The organism is Nonomuraea sp. NPDC050383 (assembly GCF_044459125.1).
GTDB lineage: Bacteria > Actinomycetota > Actinomycetes > Streptosporangiales > Streptosporangiaceae > Nonomuraea.
The window spans coordinates 1-20,349 of the sequence record NZ_JBITIP010000003.1 but is presented as its reverse complement, the minus strand read 5'-3'; the positions used below and the strand labels follow the sequence as shown (position 1 = coordinate 20,349).

Below are 20,349 nucleotides of genomic sequence, written 5' to 3'. Positions count from 1 at the left end.
TTTTCATGCGACGTGAGTTCAAGCTCCCCGACGTCGGCGAAGGGCTGACCGAGGCGGAGATCGTCCGCTGGCACGTCAAGGAAGGCGACGCGGTCAAGGTCAACCAGATCGTCGTCGAGATCGAGACGGCCAAGTCGATCGTCGAGCTGCCGATCCCCTGGGACGGGGTGGTCGGCGGCCTGATGGCCGAGGAGGGGCAGACGGTCGACGTGGGCGCGCCCATCATCGCCGTCGACACGGCCGAGGAGGGCGGCGCTCCCAGCCAGGCCGCTCCCAGCCGGGCCGTCCCCACCCAGGCCGCCCCCACGCAGGCCGTCGGTGAGGCACTGGCCGACGACATGGTGCCGCGTCCGCCGGTCGAGGGCGCGGTGGAGCCAGGCGTCCACGGCAGCCCCGCCCCCAAGGAGGAGCGGCAGGCGGTCCTGGTCGGCTACGGCGTCAAGACCAGCGCCACCAAGCGCCGCCCCCGCAAGTCCCGCCCGACCGGCCAGCCCCCCGCAGGTCAGCCCCCCGCAGGTCAGCCCCCCGCGGGCCAGCCGGCCGCGGTCCGGTCCGCGATCGTCGAGCCCGTCGTGGCGGACCCCGTACCGGCACAGCGCGCCGTCCCCGCGCGGGTCGCGGCGCTCGCCAAGCCGCCCGTCCGCAAGCTGGCGCGCGACCTCGGCGTGGACCTGACGACGCTGACCGGCACGGGCCCGCACGGCTCCATCACCCGCGACGACGTCCACGCCGCCGCCGGCTCCGCCCAGCCCGCCGCGCCGGCTGGGGAGGCGACGGCGACCTCCTGGACGGCCGCCCGGGGCCCGCGCGAGGAGCGCATCCCCGTCAAGGGCGTGCGCAAGATGACGGCCCAGGCCATGGTGGCCAGCGCCTTCACCGCCCCGCACGTCACCGAGTTCCTCCAGGTGGACGTCACCGAGACGATGGCGGCGGTCCGGCGGCTGCGTGAGCTGCCCGACTTCGCCGACGTCAAGGTCTCCCCGCTGCTCCTGGTGGCCAAGGCCGTGCTCGTCGCCGCCAGGCGCCACCCGATGATCAACTCGTCCTGGGACGAGCAGGCCCAGGAGATCGTGGTCAAGCACTACGTGAACCTGGGCATCGCCGCCGCCACCCCGCGCGGCCTCGTGGTGCCCAACGTCAAGGACGCCCACGAGCTGTCGCTGCCCGAGCTGGCCGGGCGGCTCACCGCGCTGGCCGAGACGGCCAGGGCCGGCCGCGCCCAGCCCGCGGACATGGCGGGCGGCACGTTCACGATCACGAACGTGGGCGTGTTCGGCATCGACGCGGGCACTCCCATCCTCAACCCGGGCGAGTCCGCCATCCTCGCCTTCGGCCAGGTCAGGGACATGCCGTGGGTGGTGGACGGCGAGCTGGCGGTGCGCAAGGTCACGACGCTGGCGCTCTCGTTCGACCACCGGATCGTGGACGGCGAGCTGGGCTCGCTGTTCCTGCGGGACGTCGGTCAGATGCTGGAGGACCCGCTGCGCATGCTCGCCTGGAGCTGACCCGAGAGCCGGGCCCGGACGTCCCCCGCGAGTCGTCCGGGCCCGGGCTCATCCGCCGGGCGGGGTCTGGGTAGGGTGATCGCATGATTCGTCATGTCGTGCTGTTCACCTGGACCGATGACGCCAGCGACGAGCAGAAGGCAAGGGTGGCGGCCGAGCTGGAGAAGCTACCGGCCGCCATCCCGCAGATCCGCGCCTACGCCTTCGGTCCCGACGCGGGCATCAACCACGGCAACCACGACTTCGCCGTCGTCGCCGACTTCGACGACCTCGACGACTACGTGATCTACCGCGACGACCCGGGGCACCAGGCGTTGATCGCCGAGTACATCAAGCCCATCCTGGCGTGCCGCGCCGCCGTCCAGCTCAGCCTGTAGGGACCTGGTCGGTCCAACCGAGCTGCTTGATCAGTTCCCATCGGAACGGCGTGCCGGGCTTGATGTCGGCGTAGTCGGGGTTCGCTGTCCGCAGCACCTCCTGGAAGCCCAGCAGCGCGCCGCTGTCCCGGTCCACGAGGATCAGCTCCTGCATGCCGTTCTCGCGCGGCGGCTGCACCAGCGCGACGCCCACCCGCCCCTCGAAGTCGGTGACGCCGTCCCGCACCGTCACCCCGGGGAAGGCGGCCAGCATGCGGTAGAGCGCGGCCGTGGTGGCGGGAGTGATCTCCTTGTCCGTGAGGAGCCACCTGGACAGGTTCCACAGGAAGCTCTCCTGGGACTCCGGCGCGCCCTGGGGGAACGTCTTCGACAGGCGCGCCTTGAGCGCCCCTGGCTCGGTGGGCAGCTGCGCCGCCGGCCCGACCGGGTAGCCGACCGAATCGGCGGGCAGGGTCTCGACCCGCGCCTCGCCTATCCGGCACCGGTTCTTCGCCGTGCAGAGCGAGGGCGAGCCCGCCGCCTTCCACGCCCGCTCGTCGGCGGCCGTGAGCGGCTTGACCGCCAGGTCGGTGCGTTCGGTCCGGATGGTGGAGCCGTCGCGCCACACCACGTCCTTGATCCGCCGCTCGACCGTGTACGAGCCCTTGGGCGCGCTGAGCTGAACCTCGAGCGTCTCCCGCCGCCACCGGGCCCCGCTGCCGGGCGGCTGGGCGGCCAGCCGGTCGAGCGCGGTGTCGAGCACGGCGCCCGCGGCGGGCTGGGTCGCCGTGTGGATGGTGCCGTCGCCGAGCCGCGGGATCGCCACGACGCCGCCGGCCAGGACGGCCGTCACGGTCGCGGCCGCGACCGCCCACGACCAACGGGGCATCGGACGCCGCCGCCGGGACCCGCCGAGCACCCGCGCCCGTACGGCGAGCGTCCGCGCGTCGTCGGCGGGCGGGACGTCCGGCATGACGTCGTCGATGACCTGGAACTCCTTCATCAGACCTCCACCCCCAGGGAGTCGCGCAGCTTGGTACGGGCCCGGCTGAGCCGGGAGGCGACGGTGCCGTAGGCGACGCCGAGCGCCGCGGCCACCTCGTCGTAGGTGAGCTCGCCGTACGCGACGAGCAGCACCACGTCGCGCTCCCCGCGCGACAGGCCGGCCAGCGCGGCCGACAGTCTCCCCACGGTCACCCCGGCGGAGATCCGGTCCACGACCCGCTGGTCGTGGCCGTCGTCGTCCGGCGGCGGCCCCGATCTGGCCAGCGCCCGGTAGCGGCGCACCTCGGCACGCCGGTGCCGGCCGATGAGCTTCGTGGCGATGCCGTACAGCCAGGGCCTGACGCCGCCCTTGGCCGCGTCGAAGCTGTGACGGCGGCGGAAGGCGACGAGGAAGGTCTCGGCCGCCAGATCCTCCGCGATGTCGAGGTCGAGCCGGCGGCCGACGTAGCGGCGGATCTCCTCGTAGTGGGCGTCGAAGACGGTGGCGAACCTCTCGGGGTCCGCGACGGCTCCGTCGAGCGATGCGGTCATGCAAGGGTCTCCCTTGCCGGGGAACATGGACAACCGTGATTGCCCGCTCCCGGCAGACCCTTCCGTCAGATCTCGGGCGGGTGGTTCTCGCGGTGCATCAGCCGGTCGTCGGAGGTACGGCCGCGCCGGGGCGCCATCACGACGGTGAGCACGATCCCGATCCCGCCCACGATCATGAAGATGAGGCCGATCACGTCCATGTGGACGGAGTCACCGAACACGTCCGGCTCGATGGCGAACTTCAGGATGGCGCCGAGCGTGAGGATGAAGATGCTGACCCCGACACCCATGACGACCTCCGGCGGCAAACAGCGCGTACGCCCACGGTCATACCCGGGTAACGGCGATCACACCCTCAGGCGAGGCAGGAGAGTGGCCGCCCCCCGTTGAGCGTGATCATGTCGCCGACGGCCGCGACGATGTCGATGGCGGTGCCCCTCGCCAGGCCGTCCAGCTCGGCGTAGGCGCGGTGCAGGTTGCCGACGATCCGCTCGGCGTCGAGCAGCTCCGCCCACTCGCCGAGGTCGGTCTCGCGGGCGGTCTCCAGCGGCGTGAGCCCCGCCGCCCGGCCGCGCCCGGCGGTCTCCCGGACGAAGCGCAGGTAGCCGCGCACCCGACCGATCACCTCGGGGCCGCACACGTCGCCGTGGCCGGGCACGATCGTCTCCGCCCCCAGCTCCTCCAGCCGGTCCAGCGCCTCCAGCGCGCCGTCCACCGAGCCCATCAGCACGAACGGCGTGCCGCCGTTGAAGAGCAGGTCGCCGGAGAACAGCAGGCGGCGCTCCGGGATCCACACGTAGGAGTCGTTGGTGGTGTGCGCGGCGGTGCCGATGTGCCGTACCTCGCAGCGCAGCTCGTCGGAGTGGAGGGTCACCCCGTCGGCGTAGGTCAGGAACGGCGCCACCGCCTCCAGCTCGCCCCACTCGACGTCGGGCGACCAGGCGGCGCGGTAGGCGGGGATGCCCTCGGCCAGCACCATCTCGCGGGTCCGCTCGTGGGCGACGATCGTGGCCTCGGGGAACAGGTAGTTGCCGAAGGTGTGGTCGCCGTGGTGGTGGGTGTTGATCAGGGTCGTGACCGGCCGGTCGGTGACCCTGGCGACGGCCTCGCGGTAGGCCCGCGTGCGACGCTCGGTCGAGCACGCGTCGATCCCGATGACGCCGCGCCGGCCGGCCAGGAAGCCGGTGTTGTTGATCCACCAGCTCCCGTCCGGCTGGACGTAGGCGTACACGCCGTCGGAGACCTCTTCGACGCGCGGCGGCGGGAGGGGATGGTCATGAGGGGTGGCGCTCATGGGGCGACCGTACCTCCGGACGCGGGACGCCCGCCCCGGAGTCCGGAGCGGGCGTCGGAAAGCGCGGGAGAGGGCGTCGCTAGAACGCCTCCTCCGGCAGCTCCATGAGCTCCTGGCCGGTGCCGTCGAGCACGCGCCGCTCGGCCGCCAGGCGCGGCAGCACGGTCTTGGCGAAGAACGAGGCCGCGGCCACCTTGCCCTGGTAGAAGGGGTCCTCGCCGTCCGCCAGGCGGGCCAGCGCCACCTCGGCCTGGCGCAGCAGCAGCCAGCCGATCACGAGGTCGCCGAGCGAGAGCAGGAACCGGGTGGTGTTGAGGCCGACCTTGTAGACCTCCTGCGGCTGCTCCAGCGAGGAGAGCGCCCAGCCGGCCATCGTGTCGCCCATGGCCTTGACGTCCGCGGCGGCCTCGGCGAGCAGCCCGCGCTCCTCCTTGAGCCGGCCGTTGCCCGCCTCGGAGCCGGCGAAGGCGTTGATCTCGGTGAGCAGCGCGCCGATCGCGGCGCCCTGGTTGCGCAGGATCTTGCGGAAGAACAGGTCGAGGCCCTGGATCGCGGTCGTGCCCTCGTAGAGGGAGTCGATCTTGGCGTCGCGGATGTACTGCTCGATGGGGTAGTCCTGCAGGTAGCCGGAGCCGCCGAGGGTCTGCAGGGAGCGGGACAGCAGCTCGTACGAGCGCTCGGAGCCGACGCCCTTGACCAGGGGCAGCAACAGGTCGTTCATGGCCTGGGCGTGCCGGTCGTCCGGGTCGATCTGGATGGCGTCCTGGAACGTCGCGGTGTAGAGGACCAGCGCCCGCATGCCTTCGGCGTACGCCTTCTGCAGCATGAGCTCGCGGCGCACGTCGGGGTGGTGGGTGATGGTGACGCGCGGGGCGGACTTGTCGGCCATCCGGGTCAGGTCGGCGCCCTGCGCGCGGGACTTGGCGTACTCCAGGGCGTTGAGGTAGCCGGTGGAGAGCGTGGCGATGGCCTTGGTGCCGACCATCATGCGGGCGTGCTCGATGACCATGAACATCTGCTTGATGCCCTCGTGGACGTCGCCCACCAGCCAGCCGATCGCCGGGTGCCGGTCGCCGAAGGTGAGCTCGCAGGTGGTGGAGACCTTCAGGCCCATCTTCTTCTCGACGTTGGTGACGTAGACGCCGTTGCGCTCGCCCAGCCGGCCGTTGTCGAGGTTCACGTGGTACTTGGGCACCAGGAACATGGACAGGCCCTTGGTGCCGGGGCCGTGGCCCTCGGGGCGGGCCAGCACGAGGTGGAAGATGTTCTCGGTCAGGTCGTGCTCGGCGCTGGTGATGAAGCGTTTGACGCCCTCGATGTGCCAGGTGCCGTCGGGCTGCTGGACCGCTTTGGCGCGGCCGGCGCCGACGTCGGAGCCGGCGTCGGGCTCGGTGAGGACCATGGTGGCGCCCCAGTTCCGCTCGATGGCGAGCTGGGCGAAGCGCTTCTGGTCGGGGGTGCCGAGCTTCCACAGGGTGTAGGCGAAGTTGGGGCCGGCGGCGTACATGTAGAGGGCGGGGTTGGCGCCGAGGACCATCTCGGCCGTGGCCCAGGCGAGGCTGCGGGGGATGCCGGGGCCGCCGAGGCTCTCCGGCAGGTCCAGGTTCGCCCAGCCTCCGTCGAGCAGCGCCTGGTACGACTTCTTGAAACCGGCGGGGACGCTCACGGTGCGGTTCTCGGGGTCGAAGACCGGCGGGTTGCGGTCGCCCTCCTCGAAGGACTCGGCAAGGACCCCGGTGGCCAGCCTGTTGACCTCGCCGAGGATGCTGCGGGCGACGTCCTCGTCCATGTCCGCGTACGGGCCGGTGCGCAGGATCTCGCCGCGCCCGAACACCTCGAAGAGGTTGAACTCGAGGTCACGCAGGTTGCTCTTGTAGTGGCCCATGGGTGCTGATCTCCTTGACCCGAGGTCTTTATCTACCGGCTAGTAACCTTACTCCGAATGCTACCCGCGGGTAACAGTGGATATGCGTGGCATGCTCATCTCCATGGACGCCGAAGAACTCGCCGCGCGCTGGCGAGAGCGCCTTGATTCGTGGGCCATCCCGCCCGAGATCCTGGCCAAGGCCCACGCCGATCCGTGGGGCCACTCCCCGACCCGTTTCGCCGCGCGTACCGACAGGGCGCTGGCCGAGCCGGACGACGGTCCCACGATGACCCGGCTCGCGGAGGCCCTGCCGGAGGGAGGCACGCTCCTGGACGTCGGCGCGGGCACGGGCGCCGCCTCGCTGCCGCTGCACGAGCGCGCCGGACGGCTGTACGCGGTCGACACCTCCGCCGCGATGCTGGCCGAGCTGGCGCTGCGCGCCGACAAGCTGGGCGTCGCGCACACGATGGTCGAGGGACGCTGGCCCGACGTGGCTGACCAGGTGCCGGTGGCGGACGTGTCGGTCGCCGCGCACGTCGTCTACAACGTGCCCGACCTGGCCGGCTTCCTGCGCGCCCTGGACGCCCGTACGAGCGGCCGCGTGGTGCTCGAGCTCGCCCACCGCCACCCGATGAGCTGGATGACCCCGCTCTGGGAGCACTTCCACGGAGTCAACCGTCCCGTGCGCCCCGTCGCCGAGGACTGCGTCGCGCTGGCCGCGGCGCTCGGGTACCGGGTCCAGGTGGAGGAGCGGGAGGCCCCGCTGGAACGATTCAGCAGCCTGGAGGAGCTGGCGGCGGGCGCCTGCCGCCGGATCTGCCTCGACCCGGCACGCGCGGAGGAGGTCGCCGAGACCGCGCTCTCCATGGGCATGTGGCCGCTGCCGCGCGAGCGCTGGGTGACGATCTGGTGGGACTGACCGCGGGGCCCGCGGGTGGTCGGGGACTTATCAGGGACGATCCCCGATGTGGCCAGGGTGGCCCGCGAGGCACCCTGGCCATATGAACGAAATCACTCGACGCGACGAAGTCTCGCTGTCCGGCGCCGCGCTGCGCGGCGCGCCCTGGAAGGCCGCGGCCGTCGGCGGCGGTGTGGTGGCCGGTGTCAGCTTCGGCCTCGGGGTCCTGCTGCCCGGCGACGCCAACCTGGTGTGGGCGCTGGGGCTCGGCATCAACCTGTTCGCGCTGATCGCCGCGATCGGCGCGGTCTCCAAGCCGGACGTCGGCGACCGGGTGACCCGGCAGGCCCGCCAGTGGGCGCTGAACCACCCGTGGAAGTTCGCGCTGCTGCCCGCCGGCATCGCCACGGTGCTCGACTACCCGGTGCAGCTCGTGCTCGACTCCGAGGGCGTCTTCGGCTCCGCCTTCCAGTCCGTCTGGCACGGCGTGCTCGTGTACGTCATCGCGGGCATCCTGACGATGACCGTGAAGGGCCGCGCGCGCTCGTCCTCGTGAGGCCGGTGGGGCGTCAGCCCAGCCGGCCGTCCCGCTCGGCCTGGTTCCGGGTGACGCAGAACTCGTTGCCCTCGGGGTCGTGCATGGTCACCCATCCGGTCCCGTCGGGCCTGCGGTGGTCCTCGAAGATGGTGGCGCCCAGCTCCAGCAGCCGCTCGACCTCCTGGTCCCGGCTGCCCTCGATGGCGTTGACGTCGAGGTGGACGCGGTTCTTGCCGGCCTTGCCCTCGGGGACGCGGATGAACAGCAGGAACGGGTCCTGCTTGGTGCGGAGCATGATCTCGGGGTCGCCCGGGTTGTCGTCGTCTCCGAGCGGAAGGCCGGTGACCTTGCTCCACCAGCTCCCCAGCTCGTACGGGTCGGCGGCGTCGATGGTCACAGCATGGATCTCAATCATGCGATCACCCAACCGTGACACCGGCGAAGCCGTCAAGCCGGTTACTGGCATGATGCCGGTTATGCCGGACATCGTACTTGTGCAGCTGGGCGTGGACGACGTGGAGCGTCTGCGGGAGATCAGGTTGAGAGCGCTGCTGGACGCGCCCGGCGCATTCGCGTCCACATACGCCAGGGAGAACGACTTCCCGCCTGAGACGTGGGCGGAGCGGCTGAGCGCCCCCGAGTCACGGTGGCTGGTGGCCTCCGACGGCACGGCCGACCTCGGGCTGGTGTGCGCCCGTCAGGAGGAGGGCGGGGTGCATCTGCTGTCCCTGTGGGTGGCACCGGAGGCCCGCACTCGCGGCGTCGGCTCGCTGCTGGTGGACGAGGTGGTCGCCGGGGCCCGCGCGGTGGGCGCCGAGGAGGTGCGGCTGTGGATCGTGGACGCGAACGAGGCCGCCCGCGCCCTCTACCTGCGTAAGGGATTCACCCCCACAGGCCGGACGATGAGGCTGCCGTCCGACCCGGAGGTGGGGGAGTCGCAGTACGCGCTGTCGCTGCTGTTCCGCCGGGCCAGGGCCGAGGACGTGCCCGCGATCGTGGCCATGCTGGCCGACGACCCGCTCGGCGCGCGGCGCGAGGGCGACCCGAACGACGAGCGCTACCTGAAAGCGTTCGCCCGCATCGACACCGACCCCTACGACGAGCTGATCGTGGCCGAGGTCGGCGGCAAGGTCGTCGGGACCATGCAGCTCACCTACCTGGCCGGCCTGTCGAGGCTGGGCGCCGAGCGCTGCCAGATCGAGGCGGTCCGGGTCGCCGCCTCCACCCGGGGTCAGGGCCTCGGCCGCAAGATGATCGGCTGGGCCGTGGACCGGGCGCGCGCCCGGGGCTGCGCGATGGTGCAGCTCACCTCCGACAAGTCCCGCGCCGACGCGCACCGCTTCTACGGCTCGCTCGGCTTCACCGCCTCCCACGAGGGCTTCAAGCTCGCGCTGAGCTGATCCACCATCCACCGGCACCATTCGGCGCGGTGCCGCTCGTAGCCGAGCCCGCACCGCAGCGCCGCGTAGTTGCCGAAGTGGGGGTCGCCCGGGCCGGGAGGCGCCCCGAACAGCTCCTCCTCGCGCTCGTACTCGGCCAGCCGCTCCTCGTGCGCCCGCAACTGCTCGGCGAACAGCCGCCTGACCAGCTCGGGGTCGGCCAGCCACGAGGCGTACGTCTTGAGCACCAGCTCGTCGCGTTCGGGCCGCTCGCGCGGCGGCTCGGTGATCCACGCCCGCAGCGCTTCCCTGCCCTCGGACGTCAGCCGGTAGACCTTCTTGTCCTGCGGGCCGGGCCCGTGCCGGGTCTCGAACGCGACGAGCCCCCCGGCCGACAGCTTCTGCAGCTCGGCGTGGATCTGACTGTGCCCGGCCGTCCAGAAGTACGACATGGGCCGTCGCATGGCGGCGGCGATGTCGTAGCCCGTGCGGTCGCCCCGCGCCAGCACGGCGAGGATCGCGAAACCAAGCGTTGAGGTCATCGTGCGCCAAGGATATTCTGCCACCAGACTATGTCACTTCTGACATAGTTTGCGGAGAGGGGACGGGCATGCGCGCGATCATCGGCTCACGGCACACCGGGTGGGGAGCCGCCGGCCTGGCGGGCCTCGTGGCGCTGCTGACCGCCTGCGGGGGCACGGTCAACACCGCGGCGGCGCCGTCTCCGGCAGCTCCGAGGCCGGTGACGTCGGCGACGTCGGCACCGGCCAGTCCTTCGGTGACGCCGTCAGCCGTCGTCACCGGTCCGAACGTCAGCGGCTGCTTCACCGAGAAGGACGGCAGGATCTTCACCCACGGCGACGACCTGCCCGGCGTCATCACGGGCAAGGGATCGGTCGGCGTGGTGATCACGTACGAGCGCAACGGCAGCGTCTGCACCTGGCGCCCGCTCTCCGACCGCCTCGTGGGGGCCGGCTACCGCGTGCTGCTGTACGCCAGGGACAGCAGGGTCCCGCCGGAGGACGTCGCCGTGGCCATGGGCAAGCGGCTGGCCAAGGAGAAGGGCGTCAAGCGCCTGTTCTTCGTGGGCGGCTCGATCGGCGCCACCACCGCCCCCCTCGCGGCGGCCAGGATGCGCGGCAAGGCGGCCGGGATCGTCGCCCTGTCAGGCTCGATCGACCCCGCCGACGCCGCCGCGATCACCGCGCCGCTGCTCCAGATCGGCACCGAGAACGACGGCTACGGCGGCGCCGCCGACCTCCAGGCCGCCCACGACGCCGCCACCAAGGCGGCCGCCAACGAGCTGCTCCTGGTCAAGGGCGAGAGCGCCCACGCCTCCGCGATGTTCGGCGCCTCCTACGGCCCTCAGGTGCTCGACCGCATCCTCACGTTCATGGACCGGCACAGATCGTGATCAGGCACGGGCAGGTCAGCAAGGGCTGACCTCGACCAGGTTGTCGTGGTAGACCGCGCCCCGGCCGAGATCCGCGTCGGCCTCCCGTACGACCGCGTTCGGGTTGGCGCCGCCCGGCACGTGCTTCGGCCAGTGCCCCTTGGGCGAGGCGACCACGCCGCGCGCCACCCGGTCGCTCACCTCCACCTCGGCCAGGAACTCGCCGCCCGCGTTGTGCACCCGCGCCCGCCGCCCGCTCTCGAGCCCACGCTCGGCCGCGTCGGCCGGGTTGACCAGCACCACCGGGTCCTTGGCGCGGCGCCGCAGCTCGGGGTTGTTGGCGAACGTCGTGTTGAGGAACGTGTGCGCCGCCGGCGTGATCAGGGTCAACGGGTACGGCCCGCTCCCCGCCTCCCGCGCCGACCTCGACGGCACGTACGCCTTGCCCCGCGATGGGAAGCGCATCCGACCGGACGACGTCGGGAAGCCCTCGGCGAACGGAGTGAACGGCTTGGGATAGTTCATCCGCACCCAGCCCTCCTTGCGCAGCCGGTCCAGCGTGACGCCCTCCAGTGACGGATGGCCACTGGCGAGGAGCTGCTCGGCCAGCTCCAGGTCCGAGTCGTACAGGGACGGCTCGGTCAGGCCCATGTGCCGGGCCAGGCGGCGGAACGTCTCCGTGGTGGACAGGCATTCGCCGGGCGCCTCCACCGCGGGCTCGTTCCAGTGGAGGTACATGTGGCCGTAGCCGGCGTGCAGGTCGGCGTGCTCGGTCTGCATCGTCGCGGGCAGCACGATGTCGGCGTGGTCGACCGTGTCGGTCGGGAAGTGCTCCATGACGACCGTGAACAGGTCCTCCCGGGCCAGTCCGCGCCTGATCGCGCCGGTGTCGGAGGTGGAGCCGAGCGGGTTCGCGCCGTACACCCACAGGCACTTGACCGAGTCCAGCTCCGAGGCCAGGCGCGTCATCGTCAGCGTGCGGACCGGCTTGGCGAGAAGGTCGTCGCGGGTGTCGATGTTCAGGTGGACGTGGCCGCTGGTGGAGTAGGCCACGCCGCCGCCCGGGTGCCGCCAGTCACCGGTGACGGCGGGGATCGCGGCGATCGTGCGCATCGCCGTGCCGCCGCCCTCGTGCCGCTGGATGCCCATCGTGGCGCGGATGGCGGTCGGCCGGGTGCGCGCGAGCCGCGTCCCCAGGCTGTGGATGTCCTCGGCCGGGATGCCGGTGATCTCGGCCACCCGCTCGACCGGGTAGGCCAGGATCTCCTCGCGGAACGCCTCCCAGCCCGCGGTGTGCCGTGCCAGGTAGTCATCGTCCTGCGCGCCCTCGGCGAGCACCACGTTGAGCAGCCCGAGGGCGAGCGCCGCGTCCGTGCCGGGCCTGATCGCCAGGTGCCGGTCCGCCTGGTCCGCGGTCCTGGTGCGGATCGGGTCGATCGCCACCACGTACGCGCCGTTCGCCCGGGCCTCCTGCACGAACTTCCACAGGTGGTGGCCGCTGGTCAGCGTGTTCGTCCCCCACAGCAGGATCAGCCGCGAGAGTGCGAAGTCCTCGGTGTCCATGCCGCCGGGGGTGCCGTTGGCCAGGGTGAGCCCGGAGTTGCCGGCGCTGGAGCAGATGTTCAGCCAGTGCTTGGAGGCGCCCAGCACGTTCCAGAACCGGCGGCCGGCCACGCCCTCGCACCCCTGGAGGTAACCGAGCGAGCCGGTGCCCGCGTACGGCCAGATCGCCTCGCCTCCGTGCTCCTCGACGATCCCGCGCAACCGGGTCGAGATCTCCTCCAGGGCCTCGTCCCAGGTGATCCGTTCGAACCGGCCGGAGCCCTTGGGGCCGGTGCGGCGCAGCGGGTACAGGATGCGGTCGTCGGCCCGGGTGTGCTCCAGGTAGCGGTTGACCTTCACGCACAGCGCGCCCCGGGTGTAAGGATGGTCCGGGTTGCCGCGCAGCTTCACGGCCTGGCCGTCCTCGACGGTGACCACCCACGAGCAGCCGTCAGGGCAGTCCAGCGGACAAGCCCCCAAAACTCGCATTTCACCCGACATGCGCCCCAGCTTATGACGGGTGAACGAGCGTGGCACGGGGCGGCCGGAGACCCCACGTCACGCGGCACGGCTCGGACAGCGGTAGAAATCGAAGGGAAGGGCTCGTCGAGCGTCACCCCTGGTGCGGTAACCGAGGTGACGATTGGGGACACTAGCGGCCAAAGATCGTACGGTCCGGTCGGGAAGGTGCAGAATCGCTGTCGGTGGCCGACATCAGGGAACGTGAAGACACGGGGGACCTCTCGGAAGGGGGGTCGGCCGTGGCTGAAGCGCGCCCGGACCACGACGTGTACGTGGTCGAGCCGCTGCTGCCCCAGCGCCTGCGCCGCCCCTCCGACCTGCTCCGCTTCCTCGCCACGCTGGTCGCCATCGTCGGCGTGATCGTCATCGCGCTCGTCGCCAAGCAGACCCTGAACGGGCTGGAGAAGGACGTCACCGAGGGCGCCACCCGCCTGCCCGAGCTGCTGAGCCGCGTCGCGACGTTCCTGGGCGGCGCCGCGCTGCTCGTCGTGCCCGTCGCCTTCGCCGTCGAGCGCGTCTTCCACCGCGACGGCCTGCGCGTCGCCGAGGGCCTGGTCGCCGCCATCCTCGGCATGGTCATCGCCTTCCTGCTCGGCGGCTGGATCGTCACCGCCGCCCCCACCGACCTGCGCCTCCTGCTGACCGGCAACCGCGACATCGAGCCGCTCAACACGCTGCTCACGTCGGTCATCGCCTACTCCACGGCCGTCCGCATCTCCCGCCGCCCCACCTGGCGGGCCCTCATGTGGACCGTCATCGGGCTGTACGCCCTCGCCTTCTTCACCGGCTACCAGATCACGCTCGTCGGCGGCATCATCACCGTCCTGCTCGGCATGGCGGTCGGCTACGGCACCCTGTACGGCGTCGGCAGCCCCAACACCCGGCCCCCTGGCAACGCCGTCGTCGCCGCCCTGCGCAAGCTGTCCTTCACGCCCGTCTCCGCCCGCCGCATCGACGACGACCACCAGGGCAGCCGCCGCTACGCCATCGGACTCAAGGACGGCAGCAGCCTCGACGTCACCGTCCTCGACCGCGACCGCCAGGTGGCCGGCCTGCCGTACCGGCTGTGGCGGCGCATCCGGCTCAACTCCGAGACCCGCCGCCGCGCGATCCGCTCGCTCCGCGCCGAGCTGGAGCGCGAGGCGCTCATGGCGTACGCCGCGCAGGCGGCCGGCGCGAGCACGCCCCGCCTGCTCGGCACCAGCGAGATCGGCACCGAGGCCGCGCTGCTCGCCTACGAGCACCTCGACACCCGGCCCCTGGACGAGGTGCCGGACGCCGAGATCGACGACAACGTGCTCGCCCAGATCTGGGAGCAGATCGAGCTGCTCCAGATCCAGCGCCTCGCCCACCGGCGGCTCACCGGCGAGGGCATCCACCTCGACCAGGCCGGCCGCGTCGTGCTGACGGACGCCCGCAGCGGTGAGATCGCCGCCGGTGACCTGCTGCTCCGGCTCGACGTCGCCCAGCTCCTCACCTACCTCGCCCTGCGCGTCGGCCCCGAGCGCTCCGTCCGCGCCGCGTCCGCCGTCATGGGGCCCGACGCCCTCGCCGCCGCCCTGCCGCTCCTCCAGCGCATCGCGCTCACCCGCGAGACCCGCGCGGCCCTGGCCAAGGACAAGGCCCTGCTCGGCAACCTGCGCGAGCAGATCGTCGCGCTCAAGCCGCAGGGCAAGGCCGAGGAGATCCGGCTGGAGCGCTTCCGGCCGCGCACGCTCGTCACCATCATCGCCAGCACCCTGGCCGCCTACTTCCTGCTGTCGCAGCTCAGCCGGGTCAACCTCGCCCAGGTCGTCACCACGGCCGACTGGGCGTGGTCCGGGCTCGCGCTGGTCGCCTCGTTCGTCAGCTTCGTGGCCGCCGCGCTCATGCTGCGCGGGTTCGTACCCGAGGCGCTGCCCCTCTGGCGTACCGTGCTCGTGCAGTTCGCCGCGTCGTTCGTCAAGCTCGTCGCGCCCGCCGCCGTCGGCGGCGTCGCCATCAACACCCGCTACCTGCAGAAACGCGGGATCTCACCCGCCTCGGCGATGGCCAGCGTGGGTGCGTCGCAGCTCGTCATGATGATCTTCCACATCGCGCTGCTGCTGCTGTTCGCCTACATCACCGGGTCGAGCACCGCCACGTCCTTCACCCCCTCGCGCGGGCTGGTCGTGGCGATGCTCGCGGTGGCCGTGCTCGTCGTGGTGCTCCTCGGCGTGCCGCCGCTGCGCCGGCTCGTCACCGGGCGCATGCGGCGGCTGTTCTCCAACGTGCTGCCGCGGCTGCTGGACGTGCTCCAGTCGCCGGCCAAGATGATCGAGGCCACCTTCGGCACCCTCATGATCACCCTGGCGTTCGTGGCCTGCCTCGACGCGTGCGTGGAGGCGTTCGGCGGCTCCATCAGCTTCACCACCGTCGCCGTCGTCTACCTCACGGCCAACGCCATCGGCTCGGCCGCGCCCACCCCCGGCGGGCTCGGCGCGGTCGAGGCCTCGCTCACGCTGGGCCTGACCGTCGCCGGGCTGCCCGCCGAGCTGGCCACCTCGGCCGTGCTGCTGTACCGGCTGCTCACGTTCTGGCTGCCGGTGCTGCCCGGCTGGGCGTCCTTCACGCACCTCCAGCGGCACGAGGCCCTGTGATCCGGTCGATCTCCCGCAGCTCGTCCTCGGTGAAGGGCGGTCCCTGCAGGCAGGCCACGTTGTCCTGGAGCTGCCGGACGCTGCTCGCGCCGATCAGCACGCTCGTCACCCGCGGATCGCGCAGCGTCCACAGCAGCGCCATCTGCGCCAGCGACTGACCGCGGCCCCGCGCGATTTCGTTCAGCTCGCCCGCCAGCTCACGGTCGATCTGCTCGGCGCTCAGGAACCTGCTCGTCGCCGCCCGCGACCCGGCCGGCACGCCCTCCAGGTAGCGGTCGGTCAGCAACCCCTGCGCCAGCGGTGAGTAGACGATGCAGCCCATGCCCGCCTCCTCCAGCGTGTCCAGCAGGCCACCCTCGATCCACCGGTTGATCATCGAGTACGACGGCTGGTGGATGAGCAGCGGCGTCCCCAGCTCCCGCATGATCCGGGCCGCCTGCGCCGTCTGCTCCGCCGAGTAGTTGGACACGCCCGCGTACAACGCCTTGCCCGAGCGGACCGCCCGGTCCAGCGCGCCCATCGTCTCCTCCAGCGGCGTGTCCGGGTCGGGACGGTGGCTGTAGAAGACGTCGACGTACTCCAGCCCCATCCGCTCCAGCGACTGGTCGAGGCTGGCCAGCAGGTACTTGCGCGAGCCCCACTCGCCGTACGGGCCGGGCCACATGTCGTAGCCCGCCTTCGTGGAGATGACCAGCTCGTCCCGGTACGGGGCGAAGTCCTCGCGGAAGATCCGGCCGAAGTTCCGCTCCGCCGAGCCGTACGGCACGCCGTAGTTGTTGGCCAGATCGAAGTGCGTCACCCCGAGGTCGAACGCGCGGCGCAGGATCTCCCGCGACGTCGCGACCGGCCGGTCGTCGCCGAAGTTGTGCCACAGCCCCAGCGAGACGGCCGGAAGCCGCAGCCCGCTCCGGCCGCTGCGGTTGTACGGCTGCCGCTCGTAGCGGCCCTCGTCCGCCGTGTACGTCACGCCGCACTCCCGTCGGTGCCCGTCCCCGTGCCCGTCCCGATGATCCAGGACAGCGCGAACGCCTCCTCCCGCCAGGCGTCGTAACGCCCGCTCCGGCCGCCGTGACCCGCGCCCATCTCGGTCTTCAGCAGGAACGGCCCGCCGTCCGCGGTGGCCCGCAGCCGGGCGATCCACTTGGCCGGCTCGTGGTAGAGCACACGCGTGTCGTTCAGGCTGGTGATCGCCAGGATCGGCGGGTACGACCGGCCGTCGACGTTCTCGTACGGCGTGTAGCTCTTCATGTACGCGTAGACGTCGGGATCGTGCAGCGGGTCACCCCACTCGTCCCACTCGATCACGGTCAACGGCAGCGACGGGTCGAGGATCGTGTTGAGCGCGTCGACGAACGGCACCTCGGCCACGACGCCCGCGAACTCCTCCGGCGCCAGGTTGACGGCGGCGCCCATGAGCAGCCCGCCCGCCGAGCCGCCGCGCGCCACCACCCGCTCGCTCACGCCCGCCTGCTTCAGGTGCCGGGCCGCGGCCACGAAGTCGGTGAACGTGTTGCGCTTCCGGGTGAGCTTGCCCTCCTCGTACCAGCGCCGGCCCAGCTCCCCGCCGCCGCGCACGTGGGCGACCGCGAACACGAAGCCCCGGTCCAGCAGCGACAGCCGCGGCACCGAGAAGCCCGGGTCGATCGAGGTCTCGTAGCTGCCGTAGCCGTACAGGACGGTCGGCGCCGGAGTGGCGGTGTCCTTCCGCTTGACCAGGGAGATCGGCACCCGCGTGCCGTCCTCGGCCGTCGCCCACTCGCGGAACTGCTCGTAGTCGTCCGGGTCGTAGCCGCCCAGCACCGCCCGCCGCTTCAGCAGGATCAGCTCGCGGGTGGCCAGGTCGTAGTCGTAGACGCTCGACGGGGTGACCATGCTGGTGTAGCCGAGCCGCAGCCGCGCGGTGACGAACTCGGGGTTGCCGGCGGGGCTCACGTCGTACAGCGGCTCGGGGAACTCGATCTCGTACGCCGCGGTGCCCGCGGCGGCCTCGGCCCGCTCGCGCCAGCCGCTCTCCGCGGCCCCGCCGTCCTCCGTGTACGGGAGGACCCGGATGCCCGTGAGGCCGTCGCGCCGGAAGTGGACGACGGCGTGGCCCGCGAACGCGTCGATCTCCAGCAGCCGCGTGTCCTCGCGGTGCGCGATCAGCGGCGTCCACGCGCCCGGGTCGTCGAGCGGGGCCGTGGCCAGTTCGAAGTTCTCGGCGTTCTCGTTGTGCAGCACGTAGAAGAAGTCGCCAGCGTGCTCGACGCCGTACTCCACGCCGACCGTCCGGGGACGCACGACCCGGAACTCGCCGGTCGGGTCGGCGGCGTCCAGGATGCGCACCTCGCTGGTGATCTTGCTGCCGGCGCCCAGCACCAGGTACTTCTCGCTGCGCGTCAGGGAGACGCCGACCCAGTACCGCTCGTCGGACTCCTCGTAGACGAGCACGTCGTCACGCGTGCCGAGCGTGTGACGGTAGACCTGGTAAGGCCGCCACGCGTCGTCCACGCGCGTGTAGAAGAACGTCGAGCCGTCGGCCGACCACGCGCCGCCGTAGAAGATGTCCTCGATCTCGTCGTCCAGCGTCTCGCCGGTCGTGAGGTTCCTGAACTTCAGCGTGAAGCGCTCGGCGCCCTTGTAGTCGGTGGAGTAGGCCAGCATCGTCCCGTCGGGGGAGATGGCACTCACGCCGACCGAGAAGAAGGCGCTGTCGCCCGCCAGCTCGTTGCCGTCGAGGATGACCTCCTCCCCGTCGAGCCGCTCACCGGTAGTGATCTCCGGGGGGGTCTCGCCGGTCGCCGGCATCCGGCACGACACGGCGTACTGCTTGCCCTCCTCGGTGCGGGTGAAGTACCACCAGCCGCCCTTGCGGCTCGGCACCGACAGGTCCGTCTCCTGCACGCGGCCCTTGATCTCCTGGAACACCTGCTCCTGGAGATCCCCCGAATGGGCGGTCTGCTCCTTGAGATAGGCGTTCTCCGCCTCCAGATAGGCGACCGTGTCCGGGTCGTCCTTGTCGGCGAGCCAGGCGAACTCGTCGATCACGGTGTCACCGTGGTGGGTGCGCTCCGTCGGGACCTTCTTCGCCACCGGGGGCGTCGACGCGCCGCCGGGGGCCTGGCTGCTCGCTTGGGTTTGGCTGCTCACGTGGGGAGTCTATGTTCGGCCGTAATCCGTCCGTGGCCGCGAGACTCGGCGAAGACGGCTCAAGCAGTCGGACGCGCTGCTAATCTTGTGAAGCCGACGCGGTGCGGCACAACCATCCTCCTCCACTCCAGTGGATTCGGCATGGGCTGTGTCGTCGGTCGTCGACAACCTCCCTCTGGCGAGTCGGTTCGGAGCATGGCTGCGGGCTGGTAAGTTAGAGGGGTTGCCCCGGAGACGGGGCAAGTCGGAATTCCGGAAGCGCCGAATTTGACAGTAAATCGGGTCGCTGAAAGAATAAAGACACAACGAAAGACCGAAGCGAAAAGCGCCTCTCGCAGTTCCGGGGAGTACGCGTCCGTTTCTTGAGAACTCAACAGTGTGTTAAAAGCCAGTGCATGATGCACAACCCCGTCATTTCGGTGACGGATTCCTTTTTTCAGTTAGGTTCAGACCTTTTTTGGAGAGTTTGATCCTGGCTCAGGACGAACGCTGGCGGCGTGCTTAACACATGCAAGTCGAGCGGAAAGGCCCTTCGGGGTACTCGAGCGGCGAACGGGTGAGTAACACGTGAGCAACCTGCCCCTGACTCTGGGATAAGCCCGGGAAACTGGGTCTAATACCGGATACGACCGCCCCAGGCATCTGGTGGTGGTGGAAAGTTTTTCGGTTGGGGATGGGCTCGCGGCCTATCAGCTTGTTGGTGGGGTAGTGGCCTACCAAGGCGACGACGGGTAGCCGGCCTGAGAGGGCGACCGGCCACACTGGGACTGAGACACGGCCCAGACTCCTACGGGAGGCAGCAGTGGGGAATATTGCGCAATGGGCGAAAGCCTGACGCAGCGACGCCGCGTGGGGGATGACGGCCTTCGGGTTGTAAACCTCTTTCAGCAGGGACGAAGTTGACGTGTACCTGCAGAAGAAGCGCCGGCTAACTACGTGCCAGCAGCCGCGGTAATACGTAGGGCGCAAGCGTTGTCCGGAATTATTGGGCGTAAAGAGCTCGTAGGTGGCTGGTCGCGTCTGCCGTGAAAGCCCGCAGCTTAACTGCGGGTCTGCGGTGGATACGGGCCGGCTAGAGGTAGGTAGGGGCAAGTGGAATTCCTGGTGTAGCGGTGAAATGCGCAGATATCAGGAGGAACACCGGTGGCGAAGGCGGCTTGCTGGGCCTTACCTGACGCTGAGGAGCGAAAGCGTGGGGAGCGAACAGGATTAGATACCCTGGTAGTCCACGCTGTAAACGTTGGGCGCTAGGTGTGGGGATCTTCCACGATCTCCGTGCCGGAGCTAACGCATTAAGCGCCCCGCCTGGGGAGTACGGCCGCAAGGCTAAAACTCAAAGGAATTGACGGGGGCCCGCACAAGCGGCGGAGCATGTTGCTTAATTCGACGCAACGCGAAGAACCTTACCAAGGTTTGACATCACCCGGAAAGCTCCAGAGATGGAGCCCTCTTCGGACTGGGTGACAGGTGGTGCATGGCTGTCGTCAGCTCGTGTCGTGAGATGTTGGGTTAAGTCCCGCAACGAGCGCAACCCTTGTTCCATGTTGCCAGCGGCGCCTTCGGGCGGCCGGGGACTCATGGGAGACTGCCGGGGTCAACTCGGAGGAAGGTGGGGATGACGTCAAGTCATCATGCCCCTTATGTCTTGGGCTGCAAACATGCTACAATGGCCGGTACAGAGGGCTGCTAAGCCGTGAGGCGGAGCGAATCCCTAAAAGCCGGTCTCAGTTCGGATTGGGGTCTGCAACTCGACCCCATGAAGTCGGAGTCGC

At 70.6% G+C, this 20,349-nt stretch carries 17 protein-coding genes, 1 rRNA gene and 1 pseudogene; 9 read left to right on the top strand and 10 right to left on the bottom strand.

Annotated features, from left to right (window positions below; all coding sequences use genetic code 11):
- Positions 1-5 precede the first annotated feature (5 nt).
- Positions 6-1,505: a dihydrolipoamide acetyltransferase family protein gene (locus tag ACIBG4_RS08340; RefSeq protein ID WP_397201259.1), complete on the top strand. Its 1,500-nt coding sequence runs from the start codon at positions 6-8 to the stop codon at positions 1,503-1,505.
- 83 nt (positions 1,506-1,588) lie between these two features.
- A complete protein-coding gene (locus ACIBG4_RS08335; protein ID WP_397201258.1) occupies positions 1,589-1,882 on the top strand; it encodes a Dabb family protein in 294 nt (97 codons plus the stop codon).
- Here ACIBG4_RS08335 and ACIBG4_RS08330 read toward each other — a convergent pair.
- The 5 genes from ACIBG4_RS08330 to ACIBG4_RS08310 all read right to left on the bottom strand — a co-directional run bounded on the left by ACIBG4_RS08330 (position 1,872) and on the right by ACIBG4_RS08310 (position 6,576).
- Positions 1,872-2,864 (bottom strand): CU044_5270 family protein, encoded by a 993-nt coding sequence (locus ACIBG4_RS08330; protein WP_397201257.1) that lies wholly within the window; start codon positions 2,862-2,864, stop codon positions 1,872-1,874. The genes ACIBG4_RS08335 and ACIBG4_RS08330 overlap by 11 nt on opposite strands.
- Positions 2,864-3,397, bottom strand: a complete 534-nt coding sequence (locus tag ACIBG4_RS08325) for an RNA polymerase sigma factor (RefSeq protein WP_310717212.1) — start codon at positions 3,395-3,397, stop codon at positions 2,864-2,866. The genes ACIBG4_RS08330 and ACIBG4_RS08325 overlap by 1 nt, the downstream gene beginning before the upstream one ends.
- Positions 3,398-3,462: 65 nt before the next feature.
- Positions 3,463-3,687 (bottom strand): DUF6458 family protein, encoded by a 225-nt coding sequence (locus ACIBG4_RS08320; protein ID WP_310717210.1) that lies wholly within the window; start codon positions 3,685-3,687, stop codon positions 3,463-3,465.
- A gap of 65 nt (positions 3,688-3,752) precedes the next feature.
- Complete coding sequence (locus ACIBG4_RS08315) at positions 3,753-4,691, bottom strand: MBL fold metallo-hydrolase (RefSeq protein ID WP_397201256.1); 939 nt, start codon at positions 4,689-4,691, stop codon at positions 3,753-3,755.
- 79 nt (positions 4,692-4,770) lie between these two features.
- Positions 4,771-6,576, bottom strand: a complete 1,806-nt coding sequence (locus tag ACIBG4_RS08310; protein WP_397201255.1) for an acyl-CoA dehydrogenase — start codon at positions 6,574-6,576, stop codon at positions 4,771-4,773.
- A 103-nt stretch (positions 6,577-6,679) separates the two neighbouring features.
- Here ACIBG4_RS08310 and ACIBG4_RS08305 point away from each other — a divergent pair, with 103 nt between their 5' ends.
- On the top strand, positions 6,680-7,477 hold the full coding sequence (locus ACIBG4_RS08305; protein WP_397201254.1) for a class I SAM-dependent methyltransferase: 798 nt from the start codon (positions 6,680-6,682) through the stop codon (positions 7,475-7,477).
- 82 nt (positions 7,478-7,559) lie between these two features.
- A complete protein-coding gene (locus ACIBG4_RS08300; RefSeq protein WP_310717202.1) occupies positions 7,560-8,012 on the top strand; it encodes a hypothetical protein in 453 nt (150 codons plus the stop codon).
- Between the two features lie 13 nt (positions 8,013-8,025).
- Here the strand turns inward: ACIBG4_RS08300 and ACIBG4_RS08295 are convergent, their stop codons facing one another.
- Positions 8,026-8,409: a VOC family protein gene (locus ACIBG4_RS08295; protein ID WP_397201253.1), complete on the bottom strand. Its 384-nt coding sequence runs from the start codon at positions 8,407-8,409 to the stop codon at positions 8,026-8,028.
- Between ACIBG4_RS08295 and ACIBG4_RS08290 the strand changes: the two are divergent.
- Positions 8,384-8,884, top strand: a pseudogene (locus ACIBG4_RS08290) (GNAT family N-acetyltransferase); the annotation flags it as partial. The gene ACIBG4_RS08295 and the pseudogene ACIBG4_RS08290 overlap by 26 nt on opposite strands.
- A gap of 111 nt (positions 8,885-8,995) precedes the next feature.
- Entirely contained in the window at positions 8,996-9,394 is a 399-nt protein-coding gene (locus tag ACIBG4_RS08285) for a GNAT family N-acetyltransferase (protein ID WP_310717257.1), read from the top strand.
- On the opposite strand, the gene ACIBG4_RS08280 is transcribed toward ACIBG4_RS08285, so the two are convergent.
- Entirely contained in the window at positions 9,337-9,915 is a 579-nt protein-coding gene (locus ACIBG4_RS08280; protein WP_397201252.1) for a PadR family transcriptional regulator, read from the bottom strand. The two genes, ACIBG4_RS08285 and ACIBG4_RS08280, sit on opposite strands and share 58 nt — an antisense overlap.
- Before the next feature lie 68 nt (positions 9,916-9,983).
- Here ACIBG4_RS08280 and ACIBG4_RS08275 point away from each other — a divergent pair, with 68 nt between their 5' ends.
- The gene (locus ACIBG4_RS08275; protein WP_397201251.1) at positions 9,984-10,787 is read left to right on the top strand and encodes a hypothetical protein; all 804 of its coding nucleotides are present in this window, start codon (positions 9,984-9,986) and stop codon (positions 10,785-10,787) included.
- Positions 10,788-10,802: 15 nt separating this feature from the next.
- Here the strand turns inward: ACIBG4_RS08275 and ACIBG4_RS08270 are convergent, their stop codons facing one another.
- A complete protein-coding gene (locus ACIBG4_RS08270) occupies positions 10,803-12,797 on the bottom strand; it encodes a molybdopterin-dependent oxidoreductase (RefSeq protein ID WP_397201250.1) in 1,995 nt (664 codons plus the stop codon).
- A 272-nt stretch (positions 12,798-13,069) separates the two neighbouring features.
- Between ACIBG4_RS08270 and ACIBG4_RS08265 the strand changes: the two genes are divergently transcribed.
- Positions 13,070-15,448 (top strand): YbhN family protein, encoded by a 2,379-nt coding sequence (locus ACIBG4_RS08265; RefSeq protein WP_397201249.1) that lies wholly within the window; start codon positions 13,070-13,072, stop codon positions 15,446-15,448.
- On the opposite strand, the gene mgrA is transcribed toward ACIBG4_RS08265, so the two are convergent.
- Positions 15,417-16,415 (bottom strand): L-glyceraldehyde 3-phosphate reductase, encoded by a 999-nt coding sequence (gene mgrA / locus ACIBG4_RS08260; protein ID WP_355445820.1) that lies wholly within the window; start codon positions 16,413-16,415, stop codon positions 15,417-15,419. The two genes, ACIBG4_RS08265 and mgrA, sit on opposite strands and share 32 nt — an antisense overlap.
- Positions 16,412-18,577: a S9 family peptidase gene (locus ACIBG4_RS08255; protein ID WP_397201248.1), complete on the bottom strand. Its 2,166-nt coding sequence runs from the start codon at positions 18,575-18,577 to the stop codon at positions 16,412-16,414. Before ACIBG4_RS08255 ends, mgrA begins: the two co-directional genes overlap by 4 nt.
- A gap of 454 nt (positions 18,578-19,031) precedes the next feature.
- Here ACIBG4_RS08255 and ACIBG4_RS08250 point away from each other — a divergent pair.
- A 16S ribosomal RNA gene (locus tag ACIBG4_RS08250) occupies positions 19,032-20,349 on the top strand; the annotation flags it as partial.